Consider the following 14,165-nt stretch of genomic DNA (forward strand, 5'->3'; position numbering starts at 1 on the left):
CGCTACTAGATGCGAAAGGTGCGTGAGCAATGGCAACTGATTATGACGCTCAGCGCAAAAATGACGACGATACCGAGTCCATTGAGGCAATCAAGGAGCGCATCCCCTCCAAGCCCTCGCTTTCTGACGATGACGCTGACAACGCGGATAGCTTCTCAATTCCTGATGTAGTGAACGAAGAGCTAGAGGTGGTCATTCTGCCTCAGCAGGAAAATGAATTCACCTGCGTCAGCTGCTTCCTCGTAAAGCCTCAGAGCCAAATGGCTTCCAAAACTAAGCTCGGCTCAGTTTGTACGGAGTGCGCTTACTAGTTCCTCTGCCCGACGAGTTGAAACAATTAGGTAGGGCGTTGGATCCTCGGGATCCGTAATTTCGATTCGAACCGCGCTCCTAATGTCTCCGCGAATAACCAGCGCCGCACGCGCGCTGAGTTTTGGCCCAAGTTCGTCCCGAAGATCCGATTGCGAAATTACCTTGAACTCTCCAATGGCCTCTCGCGGCAAGGACACACTTCCGGCCATAACTCGGAACTCGTCTATTACGACCAGAGGGCTCGAAAGCACTGAGATAGCGATCAAGACGATCGTTGAAAACCCGGCAAGGACTAGCGCAAGCGACCAGCCAAACGGCGCTGCCGCCAATAGCACCATAGGGAAACTAAGGCTGTAGGCAGCCAACAGGCCGACCGATGGGTAGAGTCTTTCAACAAACTGCGGGTTGGTCACCCAAATACATTACGCTCTAGGGGTGAGTTTGGAAGTACTGATTATTGCGGAACCAGGGTTTGAACCTGTTTACGCCAAGCCAGGAGATGCCGGCTGTGACCTGAGGTCAACTCAGTCACTTATTCTTCCCGCAGGTGAGCGCGCGCTGGTCAAGACCGGTGTTCGCATTGCGATGCCCGCTGGCTACGTGGGTCTCGTTCACCCGAGAAGCGGGCTGGCAGCCAAGCACGGCATCACCGTATTGAACACTCCGGGGACGGTTGACTCCGGTTACAGAGGGGAATTGATGGTGACTCTATACAACTCCTCAAAAGAGGATTTCAAAATCGAGACCGGTGACCGAATTGCCCAGCTGGTTTTCCAGCGTTTTGAAACAGCTCGATTCATACCGGTTACTGAGCTTCCGGAATCCTCAAGGGGCGACTCTGGCTTTGGGTCGAGTGGAGTGAACTAATGCAGAAGATTGCCCCGGAAGATAGAGCTCAAAATGGACCATTCGATGTATCCGAAATCGGGCTTCTGACCCCCTACGTTGATTTTGGATCGATTCGCATTGCACCCACCGCTAATGTTTTGATCCGCGCGGACATTGATGACAACTCAAAGCGAGTCGTGGCGATAACTCTTGAGCAAGACGGCCACCGCATTCAACTTCAGGCTTTTGCTGCAAGCAAAGTAGAAGGCATTTGGGCTTCGACGTTGGATGCCATTGAAAGCGCCATTGCAAACCAGGGTGGGACTTGTGAGCGAATCACCGGCTTGTTGGGTCCTGAGACCAAGGCCTCGGTGCCGGTCACTGAGGGCGACAAGAGGGCAATGCGGGAGTCACGCTTTGTTGGAGTTGACGGCCCTCGCTGGTTTCTCCGCGGGGTGATGACGGGCCCGGAGCTTTACTCTCAGACTCGTTACACAGCTCTTATCGAGCTTTTCCGATCGGTGGTCGTCAACCGCGGTGAAGTTCCTATGCCACCGGGAGACCTGCTTCCCCTGACTATTCCGGTTCAGCAGTGACAGACCCTGCAAAATCCATAGCCTCAAGGCTCGGCGTCGAGCGGGAGGGCGAGTCCATCAAACTCACCAAAGATTCCCTGCTGGCGGCGATGGGTGGAACCCTGGGAATCGCCGAATCGGTCCTCCCGGCGTTTTCTTTTTCAATCTCCTATGCCTTGGGCCGTAGTGCATTGGTCTCAGTTCTAATCGCTGCCGGTCTGGGTCTGGGTTTTATTCTCTACCGCTTGGTGCGCAAGCAGGCGCTGAGTTCAGCTGTCATCGGGGTCCTAGCTATTGCGCTCGCCGCATTCTTGGCTCTCAGAGATGGCGGATCAGCGGTGGATTACTTCGTGCCTGGTTTTTACACCAATGCCGCGTACGGATCGGTGCTTTTGCTATCTGTTTTGGTTCGCTGGCCGATTCTTGGATTCGCCGGCAAGTTCCTATTCGGTCTTGACAATTGGAGAACTTCGAAGCCGCTCTACCGCCGATTTCAGCTTCTGACTCTCATCTGGGTCGGGTTCTTCGCTCTCCGTCTTGCAGTTCAACTTCCGCTGTATTTTGCCAATCAGGTCGAACTTCTAGCCACCTCGAGGGTTGTCATGGGGGCGCCTGCCTACGCTGGACTACTTGCCTTGACTTGGGTGGTTCTTAAGCGCATCTCCAGTACCGAAAAAGAGTAAATTAGTCAGGTCACACGTCAGGAGAAACAATCCATGCCAGATAGCTTCAAATCAGCAAAGCAGCTGCAGGTCGGTTCTAAGAGCTACAAGTACTACTCAATGCCCGAACTCGGCGTGGAAAAGCTTCCCTTCAGCCTCAAGATCCTGCTAGAGAACATGCTTCGCACAGAGGATGGCGCGAATGTAACCGCGGATCACGTGAATGCCATTGTCAACTGGGACCCTAAGGCCGAGCCTGACACCGAGATCCAGTTCTCTCCTGCCAGAGTGATTATGCAGGACTTCACCGGTGTGCCATGTGTCGTTGACCTTGCCACCATGCGCGAGGCGGTTCTTGAACTTGGTGGAGATCCGCAAAAGATTAATCCGCTGGCCCCGGCTGAGATGGTGATTGACCACTCCGTTGTCATTGATGTTGCCGGTAGCGCCGATGCCGCTGAGCGCAACGTCGAATTCGAGTACCAGAGAAACGCCGAGCGTTACCAGTTCCTGCGCTGGGGGCAAACAGCCTTTGACAACTTTAAAGTCGTTCCCCCAGGAACTGGAATTGTGCACCAGGTAAACATCGAATACCTAGCAAGGACCGTCATGGTTCGCGAGTTCAACGGTGAGCTAGTGGCTTACCCTGACTCCTGCGTGGGCACTGATTCCCACACCACCATGGTCAATGGCCTTGGTGTATTGGGCTGGGGAGTTGGAGGCATTGAGGCCGAGGCTGCGATGCTGGGTCAACCTGTTTCGATGCTCATTCCAAAGGTGGTCGGCTTCAAGCTCACGGGTCAGATTCCAGTTGGAGCAACCGCCACGGATGTGGTGCTGACCATCACCGAGATTCTCCGAAAGCACGGCGTGGTCGGTAAGTTCGTTGAGTTCTATGGATCTGGTGTTGGCAGGGTGCCGCTTGCCAACCGAGCCACGATTGGAAACATGTCCCCGGAGTTTGGCTCCACGGTTGCGATCTTCCCAATCGATGAGGTCACCCTTGACTATCTTCGAATCACCGGTCGAAGTGATGAGGAAGTAGCTCTTGTCGAGGCTTACACCAAGGCACAGGGTCTATGGCACGACCCAAGCATTGAGCCGGTTTACAGCGAATACCTAGAGCTTGATCTGAGCACTGTGGTTCCATCCATTGCCGGTCCTAAAAGGCCTCAGGATCGCATTGAACTCTCAAACTCTAAGAATGCGTTCGAGAAGGTCCTACCCTCTTACGCAAGCGTTGCATCGAAGCCGACCAAGGTCGCGGGTCACGATTACCTGATTGACAACGGTGCAGTCACCATCGCATCCATTACTTCCTGCACCAATACCTCGAACCCATCTGTGATGTTGGCTGCCGGTCTAGTAGCCCGAAACGCAGTAAAGCGCGGCCTGAAGGCTAAGCCATGGGTAAAGACTTCGCTCGCCCCAGGGTCCAAGGTTGTGACCGAGTACTACGAGAAGGCTGGTCTGACGAAAGACCTGGATGCGCTCGGTTTCAACTTGGTTGGATACGGCTGCACCACCTGCATCGGCAACTCAGGCCCGCTGGCGCAAGAAATTTCTAACGCGATCAATGAAAACGATCTTGCCGTTACTGCCGTGCTGTCCGGAAACCGCAACTTCGAGGGTCGAATCAACCCTGACGTCAAGATGAACTACTTGGCATCGCCACCGCTGGTTATTGCCTACGCACTTGCCGGAACCATGGACTTTGATTTTGAAAATCAACCCCTAGGACAGGACAGCTCTGGAGCTGACGTATTCCTGAGGGATATTTGGCCCACCCCGGACGAGGTTCAGCAGACTATTGATTCGTCCATCAACTCCGAAATGTTCAAATCTCAGTACGCGTCGGTGTTCGACGGCGATGAGCGCTGGCGTTCGCTTCCAACTCCAAAGGGTGCAATCTTTGAGTGGGACGAGAAGTCAACCTACGTAAAGAAGGCGCCGTACTTTGACAACATGCCTTTGCAACCAACTCCGGTGAGCGACGTTCACGGCGCCAGGGTCCTGGTAAAGCTTGGGGATTCCGTTACCACAGACCACATTTCGCCTGCGGGTTCCATCAAGGCAGACTCACCAGCCGGTAAGTACCTCAGCGAGCGCGGTGTATCCAGGGTTGACTTCAACTCTTACGGATCTAGAAGAGGTAACCACGAGGTTATGATTCGCGGCACCTTCGCGAACATTCGCCTTCGTAACCAGCTGCTAGACAATGTTGAGGGCAGCTACACTCGCGATTTCTCAAAGGCCGACGGCCCTCAGGCCTTCATCTTCGACGCTTCTGAGTCTTACCGCGCGGATTCCACCCCTCTAGTAGCCCTTGCGGGCAAGGAGTACGGTTCCGGCTCCTCTCGTGACTGGGCTGCCAAGGGCACCAGCCTGCTGGGAATCAAGGTAGTAATCGCTGAGAGCTTCGAGCGCATTCACCGCAGCAACCTCATTGGAATGGGAGTCCTGCCGCTGCAGTTCCCTAAGGGTGAAACGGCTGATTCGCTGGGTCTTGACGGCACTGAAGTATTCGACGTCACGGGCATTGAGGCGCTAAACGCCGGAACGACTCCAAAGACCGTTCGGGTGGTTGCAAAGCCCTCGGCTCACTCGCCTCAGGGCAAGTCGGTTGTCGAATTCGACGCCGTCGTCCGAATCGACACACCCGGTGAAGCGGACTACTTCCGCAATGGAGGAATTCTGCAGTACGTACTCCGTAGCTTGGTTGCCTAGGAAGCTAACGGCCGTTTAGGTTGTTGGTATTGCCATGAGCATTCTTGAAGGCATCTCAGAGCCGAGAGACCTAGATTCGCTGTCAGTAGCCCAGTTGCAAGAATTATGCGGCGACATCAGGGAGTACCTGGTTGAGTCGGTTTCGAAGACCGGTGGCCACCTGGGTCCAAACTTGGGCGTCGTGGAAATCTCTGTAGCCATCCACCGGGTTTTTGATTCTCCCAATGACGCCATCGTTTTTGATACCGGCCACCAGAGCTACGTCCACAAGCTACTAACTGGACGAAAGGATTTCTCCAAGCTCCGCCAGAAGGATGGAATCGCTGGATATCCGCAGCGTTCTGAGTCGGTGCACGACATTGTTGAGTCATCGCACGCTTCCAGCTCGCTCTCTTGGGCGGACGGTATATCTAGGGCCTTCAAGGCAACCGGCCAAACATCTAGGCACGTTGTTGCGGTAATCGGCGACGGTGCGCTCACCGGTGGTATGGCTTGGGAGGCTCTCAACAACATCACTGATGACAACGACAGAAACTTGGTCGTCATAGTCAATGACAATGGCCGCTCATACGCCCCAACCATCGGTGGTCTGGCGCGATCGCTAAACGCTATCCGAACTGAATCCTGGTATCGAAAGGGCTATTCACTCTCTCGTCGAATCTTCTCAAAGTTTGGCCCCCTCGGTAGGTTGCTGTTCCGAGCCGCCCACGCCGCCGGGCAGTCTGTAATTGTTGAGGCAAGTCCGAACGCTATGTTCCCGAATCTTGACCTGAAGTACATCGGACCTATCGATGGCCACAACCTCCAGGAGCTAGAAACTGCCCTGCGGCAAGCCAAGGATTATGGCGGTCCGGTTATTGTTCACGCAGTGACCCAGAAGGGCAAAGGCTACGACCCAGCGGTTTCCGATGCGGCCGATCAATTCCACGCGGTTGGAAAGATTAATCCCGAAACTGGCCTACCCCTCAGCAGCGGTTCTGGTCAAAGTTGGACCGGTGTGTTTTCAGAGGAAATAGTCAAGATCGCTGATGCCAACCCCAGGGTGGTTGGCATCACGGGCGCGATGCTAATCCCGGTTGGGCTCGATAAATTCGCAGAGAAGCATCCAGGTCGAGTTTTCGACGTTGGTATTGCCGAGCAGCACGCCGTGACCTCAGCGGCGGGCATGGCATTCGGTGGGCTACACCCTGTGGTTGCAATTTATTCAACGTTCTTGAATAGAGCATTTGATCAGGTGCTGATGGATGTCGCCCTCCACAAAGCTGGTGTGACATTTGTGCTCGACAGAGCTGGGATCACGGGTCCCGATGGGGCTTCTCACCATGGTGTATGGGATCTTTCTATGCTCCAGGTTGTTCCGGGAATGCAGCTCGCTGCTCCAAGAGACGGTCAAAGGCTAAAGGAGCTGTTGTCGGAGGCAATCGGTGTGGACGATGCGCCAACTGCGGTCCGCTTCCCCAAGGGCAACATCCCATCGGCAATCGATGCCATCGTGATGACAGATGATGGCGTTGACATCCTGCACCAGTCGCCCAGCAAAGATGTTTTACTGGTAAGCGTCGGAGCTTTCGCCCACACCGCAGTTCAAGTTGCCCAGCTGCTGGCAGCCCAGGGAATTGGAACAACGGTTGTTGATCCGCGCTGGATCCTTCCAATTCGCTCGTCCCTGGTGGATATGGCGAGAGAGCACAGGCTCGTGGTGACTCTTGAGGATGGCGTTAGGGTTGGGGGATTTGGATCCAGGTTGCGTCAGGAGCTGCGTGCTCAGGGTGTGGACACGGGCCTCAACGAGGTTGGCGTTCCAGCTGAGTTCCTGGAGCACGCCGAGCGAGACCAGATATTGGACAGACTCGGGTTAAATCCACGGGCAATTGCGATAGACATCGTTGCCCAAGTGGTGGGAACCAAAGTTCCTCACGCTAAGCCGCTGGATCAGACTCCGTTTGATTCAAGCATTCAAGAATCGGCCCAGTAACCAGACCAATCTGCCACGGCCTTGCTCCGTAACTCCTTAGCTGGCCAGCAATGTCATCAAGCGGCTCGAAGGCAACTCTTCTGAGGTAGTCAGGGGTAAGTAGGTTTTCCGTCGGGAGGTTTAGCTCTGAGGCGAGTTTTTGAACCACTGGGCGCAATTGCTCAAGTCTCTTGTGAGCATCGGGGAACCTGCGCTCCCAGCTCTTATGGTTCGGGATGCCATTCGACTTATCCAGTGGCTCAGCTGAAATCTCTAAGTCTGGAGACTCCTGAATCGCCTGCCACCAGGTGGATAACAGTGACCTTGAAGCTCGCCCCTGGAAATCTGGGTTCTTCGCCAGCTCGGAGCGTGTAGTCGGCGCTGCGAGGGCAGCAGCGACTATCGAGCGATCTGGAATAAGGCGACCAGGAGCGATGTCTTGATCTCTTGCGAGCTGGTCCCTCTTGGCATGCAGGGCCGCTGCAATCTTTAGCTTGCTGATGTCCTTGACCTTGATCATCCCGGGTAGGTGGCGCCACGGTTCGATTAGAGCAGGCTTAGGAGAGAAGCCAACCAGGTTTGCAAACTCCTGCAGTGCCCATTCAAGTTTTTCCTGCTCTCTAAGCAGGGCGGAAATGGCATCCCAGAGCTCAAACATCACGTCAACGTCCAAAGCGGCGTAGTCGATCATTTCCTGGGGGAGTGGTCGCTTGGACCAGTCGGCGGCAGAGTGCTCTTTTGCCAGGTCCAGTTCCAGAAGAGATTCACTCAGAGAACCCAAACCGACGCGCTCGCAACCTGCCAATCTCGCAGAAAGCTCAGTGTCGATAATTCCAGAGGGCTTAAGGTTTAGCTCTGCCAGGCACGGGAGATCTTGGGTTGCAGCGTGTAGCAGCCAGGTTTTTTTGTTGAGCTCGAGGGAAAGACCCGATAGGTCTATGTCTTCAGCAGTATCAATCAGCCAGATTCCAACGTCGCGAATTGCTATTTGGATCAGGTATGCGCGCTGGCTGTAGCGAAAGCCTGACGCGCGCTCGGCATCAATGGCTACTGTGTCGGTTCCAGGAAGCGCCTCAAGCAGGCTATGCAATTCGCCGGCTTGCTCAACTAAACGAACAGGCAGGCGCGGTTTATCGAGCCTCACTAAGTCTCACTACCTTTGAATCTTTCGGGGGCAGACCTGAAATGAGGGCCAGGAGCTCGATCCATCCGGTCAGGTGGGGGAGTAGTTCAAAATTGATGGGTGCCCAGGATGCTCGAATTTCCAATTCTGCATGTTGCGGCTGAGTGATGAGCGAACCGTGACCCGTTGAAATCACGGTTGTGGTGGTGCCGGCGTCGTGTGCGAACTGGGCGCCAGATTGGGTGAGAGAGTCTCTTAGCCATTCCCAGGGCATTGAGGAGAGATATTCATCCTTCGCCATGTCAAGTTCGATTGGACTCTTCGCGTAGCCAATCACTCGGAATTCGCTATTCCAACCCTCTGGCATAGAACTGTCTCTGCAAAAAACCAAACGAGACACCCCATGGTCGCTCGCAATTTCGTGGTCTATTTCGGCTGCAATTGCAATAGCTTCTGGGGCGATGCCTTTAGGGGAAGGAATTTGCGTGAGAGTGATCTCTGGTCGAACCTGGATGCTGGAAAGGGAAGTGAGCATGCCTTTGAAGGGCTCTGAGATTCCGTCTAGGTCCAATTCCACCTCGTAAATTTACCCCCGAGCCGGTCTAATTTTTGAGTGCCACGCCACCACGGCGAGGAACAGGTCAGCCAGTTCAAACCTGGCCCCATCGAGACCCTCTCGACCCAGGTAAGCCTCGACTCCGTCGGCCGAGGTGGATGAGATAAAGAGTGCGTCCAAATTTCGATTTGAAACCAGCTCACGGATACCGGTCTCTCCAAACTCGACGTGGACGGCGCCGTAGGCGTCACGGAGCTCTTCAAAAGAACTCTGGTAGCCACCAGATAGTAAAAGCAGACGCCTGTCCTCGGGAACAGTAATCGAAACCCCTTCTCTGGTGAGCACAGCTAGGTCAGCAGCTCTGGGAAAACGATATTGGTCGGCTCGAAACGTCCTCCCCGAGGTCAGCACCACCTTGGAATTTCTTCGCAGCGCCTTGAGTAGTTCAAGATCCGTGGCGTTGCCTAGGCCCTTTGAATTTCCAATTGGCCCGATACTCGAGCCTTTTGGGTCAACCACCAGTGACGCGGTGAATCGAAAGCCAGAAATCAGGGCTTCCAGCAAACTTGGGAGATTGCCAGTTAGTTTCAACTATTTAGCTCGCGAGTTTTGCGCTTGATTCTGGCTAGCATCCCCCGCATGCCTCTGACCCTAAGAGGTGAGATCAGCTTGTCTAGGCCAAGGGCGCTTGGAAAGTCATCTGAGGTATCAAGAATTTCCTGAGCGCTCAAACCATCAAGAGCGGAATGCAGCACGCTCGCGAAACCACGAGTGGTGGGAGCTTCCTGCGGGGCCGAAAAATGCAGTCGAATCTGGTCGGCGGTCCCATCAACGGCAATAAAAACCGGTGACTGGCACTCTTCAACGCGCTCCAGAAGTTCTGGATGCTCGCCATACTTCGGGTCCAAGGGGGGAAGGTTTTCACTGAATTCAAGCAGGAGCTGCAGCCGGTCCTTCTCGGGCAAGAAGTTGAAGTCCTCGGCTATTTCCGTGGCTCTTAGGTTCAACGTGAGACCACTCCGGGCTCTTCGCCCACCGCCACTGGAACTCCGACTAGGTTTCCCCACTCCGTCCAGGAGCCGTCGTAGTTTCTGACATCCGATACGCCAAGAAGGTACTTGAGTACGAACCAGGTGTGGCTCGAGCGCTCACCAATTCGGCAGTAGGCAACGAATTTATCCGCAGGGTTGAAGCCGGTGTTCTCAAAATAAATGGCCTTTAGCTCATCAACCGGCTTGAAGGACTCATCGGCAAGAATCGCGGACGACCACGGAATGGATGCAGCAGTCGGGATGTGGCCACCACGGGAAGCGCCCTCGTTTGGGTAGTCCGGCATGTGTAGCCTCTCGCCGGTGTATTCAGGTTTTGAACGAACATCAACCAGAGGGAGGCCTAGGTGGTCTAGGACGTCATCACGGAACGCCCTGATGGTTCTGTCGTCCCGCTCTACGACGGGATAAGCCTTACTTTGGGGCGTAGGAACTTCCTTCGTTAGCTCTCTGCCCTCCGCAATCCACTTGGCCCTGCCACCGTTGAGGATTCGAACATCCTCATGTCCGAAGAGCTTGAACACCCAAAAGGCATAAGTTGCCCACCAGTTCGACTTGTCTCCGTAGATGACGACGGTGTCGTTGCGCCCAATCCCTTTTTCATTCATTAGCTCGGCAAATTGTGGACCGGTCAAGTAGTCGCGCTTGTGCTCATCATTGAGTTCGGTGTGCCAGTCGAGCTTCACTGACCCTGGGATGTGACCGGTTTCGTAAAGCAGAACGTCTTCGTCGCACTCCACGATCACAACCGATGAGGAATTTTCCTCGAGCCAGGCAGTTGTTACAAGGGAATTCGGGTGAGCGTACTGTGCGATTCTCTGGTCTTCCGACATTGGTATCTTCCTTGTTGCCTAGAATTTGTTGCTTGGAGGTAGCAAAATGCTCGAACAGCGCATCGTGGGTGCTAATTCCCTCCCGAGTATTGTCCCAGACTTATCACCTGAAGAACTAATTAGGCAGCTCTTACCTCCACCGGAATTTACCGCCGCTCGGTTCGAGAACTACCGTCCTGACGCCAATTTCCCCTCCCAGAAGGCGGCTGTGGAGATTTCGCAACAGTTCGTAACAGGCAAAAAGGGGAAGTTATTTTCCAAAACCGAGCCGACGCCTGGGGTTTACCTAGACGGCGGTTTTGGCGTGGGGAAAACGCACCTGCTGGCATCAATCTGGCATGCATATTCTGGGAAGAAGGCTTTTGGTAGCTTCCTGGAGTACACCAGCTTGGTTGGATACATCGGCTTTCAGACGGCAGTTTCTGAGCTTTCAAAATTCGCCCTGATATGCATCGATGAGTTTGAACTCGATGATCCGGGAGACACAATGCTGATGTCTCGACTTCTCAAAGAACTCAGCATCAAGGGGGTGAGGTTTGCCGCCACGTCAAACACTCCGCCGAACGCCTTGGGTCAGGGAAGATTCGCTGCCGAAGATTTCAAGCGAGAAATTCAAGGCTTAGGCGAGCGTTTTGAAATTGTTAGTGTCGACGGCGAAGACTATCGTCACCGCGACACTCACGCGGACTCCCGCAATCTCACTGTGGCGGAGCTGCAGGATTGGCTGGGAATACAGTCCGACCTATACACCTCAGATTTTCCAGAGCTACTAAAGCTTTTGTCTACGCTTCACCCGACAAAGTTCCGCAGGCTCATCGCTTCGGTTGGAGCATTCGCACTAACTAACGTCTACCAACTTGAGGATCAGGTTGCAGCCTTGCGACTGGTCGCGTTTGTCGACCGGATGTATGAGCAGCAGATACCGATTCGGACCAGCGGGACAGTTCCGCTCACCAAGGTTTTCTCAGAAACCATGCTCCAAGGCGGCTATCGCAAGAAGTACCTCCGCGCGATTTCGCGCATAGGTGCGCTTTGCGAGCTCTACTGAGCACGAATCTTGCGGTAGTGCCTGCCCCGCAGCTGGGCTAACCAAGCTCCCAGCGTCATGGAGATGACAGAGCCCAGAAGCACGGCAAGCGTCCCCTCGGCCAGGAGTTGTGGGTGATCTTCAAAAGCAAGTTTGGTCATCAAGAGTGACACCGTGAAACCCACTCCGGCCAGTGCAGCAATCGCGAGAAAATCAAGGGTTTCAAGCGGCAATCGTGACTTCGGATCCGCCATGCGATTGGCAATGGCTGCAAAGGCGGTGATGCCGATGAGTTTTCCAAATGGAAGAGCAATCAGGACGCCCAGGAAAACCATGGAAGTCTGGGAGCTGAAGCTCGGCAGGGTGATTGCAACGGAGAAAAACGCAAATAGCGGTAAGACGAGCGTGTTCGTCCATGGCTGCAGCTTTGAGACCAGCTGGTGGGTTTTTTTGGCGGGTATGAGTAGCCCAAGCAAAACACCTGCGATCGTGGCATGGACCCCTGATTGAAACACTAGGTACCAGAGCGCGAAAAAGGCCAGGATTCGAATCAAGTTGTGAGGCGCTTTACGAATTCGCTCTGCTATAACAACCGCTGCAGCGACCACAGCAGCAGCCAAAAGCCACAGCGCCTCGAGGTCATCGGTGTAGAAGACAGCGATGATGAGGATGGCGACTAGGTCGTCAAAGATCGCCAGAGCTAGAAGAAAGATCCGAGCGGCCTTAGGAAGTCCAGTTCCAAATATGGCCAGCACCCCGAGTGCAAAAGCAATATCGGTTGCGGTTGGGATCGGCCAGCCCGAAGCCTCGACGCCCTCCGTGTTGAACGAGTAATAAATCAGGGCAGGGACAATCACTCCGCCCAGGGCGGCAAGAATCGGTACAAGCGCTATCGATGGCTTTGAAAGTGCACCGAGCCTCAGCTCGTATTTGAGTTCTAGGCCAGCGACAAGAAAGAAGGTTGCCAAAAGCAAATCGCTCACCCAGTGCTCGACTGTGAGCTTCAAACCAATTTGCTCGAGGCCGAAGTAGGTCTCCTTGAATCCCAACAGCGCGGGTCCGATAGGGCTGTTAGCGAGCACCAGGCCAAAAATTGCAGCGCCAAGCAGAGCGAACGCTGCAGACTTGTCACTTTTCATTCGGACCTTATCTTTTACAAACTCGAAACAAAACAGGGCACCTGCATGAAATCTTCGTTGACCAGACTCTCAGTCAAGAGCCCCAGCGGGTGGGTTCGTTTAACTCTACGAGAGGGAGAGACTATGGATCAGGGAAACACAGCCTTTGTGCTGTTTTCAGCGGCCTTTGTGTTGCTAATGACTCCGGGACTGGCATTTTTCTATGGCGGCCTAGTGAAGGCAAAGAGCGTCGTGAGCATGATGATGCTGTCTTTTGGATCGCTTGGGCTTATCGCAGTGCTTTGGGTGCTCTACGGATACGCAATTACTTTTGCCGACATAGATGACGCAGGCTGGGTCGGAATTCCCCACATCATCGGAATAGACACCAACGCTATTGGTCTTGCGGCACAGGTCGCGGACGCTGCAGATCCTGCTGGTGCGTTCCCTGAACTTGCGTTTGTTTCCTTCCAGGCTACTTTTGCCATCATCACAGTTGCTCTGATCTCGGGTGCTATCGCCGACCGTGCAAAGTTTGGCGCATGGATGGTCTTTGCCGGACTCTGGGCCACCCTGGTGTACTTCCCGGTTGCGGGTTGGGTGTTCAACTTCATCCCATCGGACCAGGGCGGTTGGATTGTGGACAAGCTTGGAGCGATCGACTTCGCCGGCGGAACCGCCGTTCACATCAACGCCGGCGCTGCTGCACTGGCTCTTGCAATTGTGCTGGGTAAGCGATTTGGATTCTCCAAGGGAATCATGCAGCCACACAACGTGCCGCTGACCCTAATTGGAGCAGCTCTTCTTTGGTTTGGTTGGTTTGGCTTCAACGCCGGCAGTGAACTTGCTGCCGATGGCGTGGCGACCGTGGCCTTCATCAACACAATTGCCGCCCCTTCGGCTGCGATGCTCGGTTGGATCATCATCGAAAAGATCAAGCACGGCAAGGGCACCTCGGTCGGTGCTGCCTCAGGTGTGGTTGCGGGTCTAGTCGCGATTACCCCCGCCTGCGCCTCGGTAGACCCAATCTGGGCGATTGCCCTCGGACTAGTGGCGGGTGTGATTTCCGCACTGGCAATCGACCTCAAGTTCGCACTGGGCTTTGATGACTCGCTGGATGTTGTAGGCATCCACCTGGTTGGCGGTCTGATTGGAACCCTATGGATTGGCCTGTTTGGCAACGGAGTCGGACTTGCGTTCGGCTACGGTTTCGAACAACTTTGGATTCAGACTGTTGGATCTCTTGCCGTTCTCGCCTACAGCTTCGTGGTTGCGCTACTGCTGGGTCTAATCATCGAGAAAACTATGGGCTTCAGAGTCAAGGCTGAGGATGAGATTGCGGGTATTGACACTGTCGTACACGGCGAACTTGCCTACAGCTTCGGAAGTGACAAAGACTAA

At 54.4% G+C, this 14,165-nt stretch carries 15 protein-coding genes; 8 read left to right on the plus strand and 7 right to left on the minus strand.

Annotated elements, in window-relative coordinates:
* Positions 1–29 precede the first annotated feature (29 nt).
* Entirely contained in the window at positions 30–311 is a 282-nt protein-coding gene (locus HRU87_RS03325; RefSeq protein WP_173493526.1) for a DUF4193 family protein, read from the plus strand.
* Here HRU87_RS03325 and HRU87_RS03330 read toward each other — a convergent pair.
* A complete protein-coding gene (locus tag HRU87_RS03330) occupies positions 285–725 on the minus strand; it encodes a DUF3093 domain-containing protein (RefSeq protein WP_173493527.1) in 441 nt (146 codons plus the stop codon). The genes HRU87_RS03325 and HRU87_RS03330 overlap by 27 nt on opposite strands.
* A gap of 22 nt (positions 726–747) precedes the next feature.
* On the opposite strand from HRU87_RS03330, the gene dut reads away from it, so the two are divergent.
* The 5 genes from dut to dxs are packed head-to-tail and all read left to right on the plus strand — an operon-like array spanning position 748 to position 7,079.
* A complete protein-coding gene (gene dut / locus HRU87_RS03335) occupies positions 748–1,179 on the plus strand; it encodes a dUTP diphosphatase (protein ID WP_173493528.1) in 432 nt (143 codons plus the stop codon).
* On the plus strand, positions 1,179–1,736 hold the full coding sequence (locus tag HRU87_RS03340) for a DUF3710 domain-containing protein (protein ID WP_173493529.1): 558 nt from the start codon (positions 1,179–1,181) through the stop codon (positions 1,734–1,736). Before dut ends, HRU87_RS03340 begins: the two co-directional genes overlap by 1 nt.
* The gene (locus HRU87_RS03345) at positions 1,733–2,398 is read left to right on the plus strand and encodes a DUF3159 domain-containing protein (protein ID WP_173493530.1); all 666 of its coding nucleotides are present in this window, start codon (positions 1,733–1,735) and stop codon (positions 2,396–2,398) included. The genes HRU87_RS03340 and HRU87_RS03345 overlap by 4 nt, the downstream gene beginning before the upstream one ends.
* Positions 2,399–2,431: 33 nt before the next feature.
* Positions 2,432–5,104, plus strand: a complete 2,673-nt coding sequence (gene acnA / locus HRU87_RS03350) for an aconitate hydratase AcnA (protein ID WP_173493531.1) — start codon at positions 2,432–2,434, stop codon at positions 5,102–5,104.
* Positions 5,105–5,138: 34 nt separating this feature from the next.
* Positions 5,139–7,079, plus strand: coding sequence for a 1-deoxy-D-xylulose-5-phosphate synthase (dxs, locus tag HRU87_RS03355; protein WP_173493532.1), 1,941 nt, complete (start codon positions 5,139–5,141; stop codon positions 7,077–7,079).
* On the opposite strand, the gene HRU87_RS03360 is transcribed toward dxs, so the two are convergent.
* From HRU87_RS03360 to HRU87_RS03380, 5 genes are read right to left on the minus strand one after another with little or no spacing between them, the layout of a single operon-like run.
* Positions 7,024–8,202, minus strand: a complete 1,179-nt coding sequence (locus HRU87_RS03360; RefSeq protein ID WP_281359133.1) for an HRDC domain-containing protein — start codon at positions 8,200–8,202, stop codon at positions 7,024–7,026. The genes dxs and HRU87_RS03360 overlap by 56 nt on opposite strands.
* Positions 8,189–8,758, minus strand: a complete 570-nt coding sequence (locus HRU87_RS03365; protein ID WP_173493533.1) for a DUF3000 family protein — start codon at positions 8,756–8,758, stop codon at positions 8,189–8,191. Before HRU87_RS03365 ends, HRU87_RS03360 begins: the two co-directional genes overlap by 14 nt.
* 9 nt (positions 8,759–8,767) lie before the next feature.
* Positions 8,768–9,328: a hypothetical protein gene (locus tag HRU87_RS03370; protein ID WP_173493534.1), complete on the minus strand. Its 561-nt coding sequence runs from the start codon at positions 9,326–9,328 to the stop codon at positions 8,768–8,770.
* Positions 9,325–9,744: a SufE family protein gene (locus HRU87_RS03375; RefSeq protein WP_173493535.1), complete on the minus strand. Its 420-nt coding sequence runs from the start codon at positions 9,742–9,744 to the stop codon at positions 9,325–9,327. Before HRU87_RS03375 ends, HRU87_RS03370 begins: the two co-directional genes overlap by 4 nt.
* A complete protein-coding gene (locus HRU87_RS03380; protein WP_173493536.1) occupies positions 9,741–10,619 on the minus strand; it encodes a sulfurtransferase in 879 nt (292 codons plus the stop codon). The genes HRU87_RS03375 and HRU87_RS03380 overlap by 4 nt, the downstream gene beginning before the upstream one ends.
* A 46-nt stretch (positions 10,620–10,665) precedes the next feature.
* On the opposite strand from HRU87_RS03380, the gene zapE reads away from it, so the two are divergent.
* Complete coding sequence (gene zapE / locus HRU87_RS03385) at positions 10,666–11,667, plus strand: cell division protein ZapE (RefSeq protein WP_173493537.1); 1,002 nt, start codon at positions 10,666–10,668, stop codon at positions 11,665–11,667.
* On the opposite strand, the gene nhaA is transcribed toward zapE, so the two are convergent.
* A complete protein-coding gene (nhaA, locus tag HRU87_RS03390; RefSeq protein WP_173493538.1) occupies positions 11,661–12,785 on the minus strand; it encodes a Na+/H+ antiporter NhaA in 1,125 nt (374 codons plus the stop codon). The genes zapE and nhaA overlap by 7 nt on opposite strands.
* Before the next feature lie 123 nt (positions 12,786–12,908).
* Between nhaA and HRU87_RS03395 the strand changes: the two genes are divergently transcribed.
* A complete protein-coding gene (locus HRU87_RS03395; RefSeq protein WP_173493539.1) occupies positions 12,909–14,165 on the plus strand; it encodes an ammonium transporter in 1,257 nt (418 codons plus the stop codon).

It is taken from the genome of Aquiluna borgnonia (genome assembly GCF_013283855.1).
Lineage (GTDB): Bacteria > Actinomycetota > Actinomycetes > Actinomycetales > Microbacteriaceae > Aquiluna > Aquiluna borgnonia.

Bases quoted from the DNA above. Each gene is read 5' to 3' on its own strand.
- nhaA (WP_173493538.1), bottom strand. From the start codon at position 12,785: ATGAAAAGTGACAAGTCTGCAGCGTTCGCTCTGCTTGGCGCTGCAATT.
- HRU87_RS03340 (WP_173493529.1), top strand. From the start codon at position 1,179: ATGCAGAAGATTGCCCCGGAAGATAGAGCTCAAAATGGACCATTCGAT.
- dxs (WP_173493532.1), top strand. From the start codon at position 5,139: ATGAGCATTCTTGAAGGCATCTCAGAGCCGAGAGACCTAGATTCGCTG.
- HRU87_RS03325 (WP_173493526.1), top strand. From the start codon at position 30: ATGGCAACTGATTATGACGCTCAGCGCAAAAATGACGACGATACCGAG.
- HRU87_RS03380 (WP_173493536.1), bottom strand. From the start codon at position 10,619: ATGTCGGAAGACCAGAGAATCGCACAGTACGCTCACCCGAATTCCCTT.
- acnA (WP_173493531.1), top strand. From the start codon at position 2,432: ATGCCAGATAGCTTCAAATCAGCAAAGCAGCTGCAGGTCGGTTCTAAG.
- HRU87_RS03395 (WP_173493539.1), top strand. From the start codon at position 12,909: ATGGATCAGGGAAACACAGCCTTTGTGCTGTTTTCAGCGGCCTTTGTG.
- zapE (WP_173493537.1), top strand. From the start codon at position 10,666: ATGCTCGAACAGCGCATCGTGGGTGCTAATTCCCTCCCGAGTATTGTC.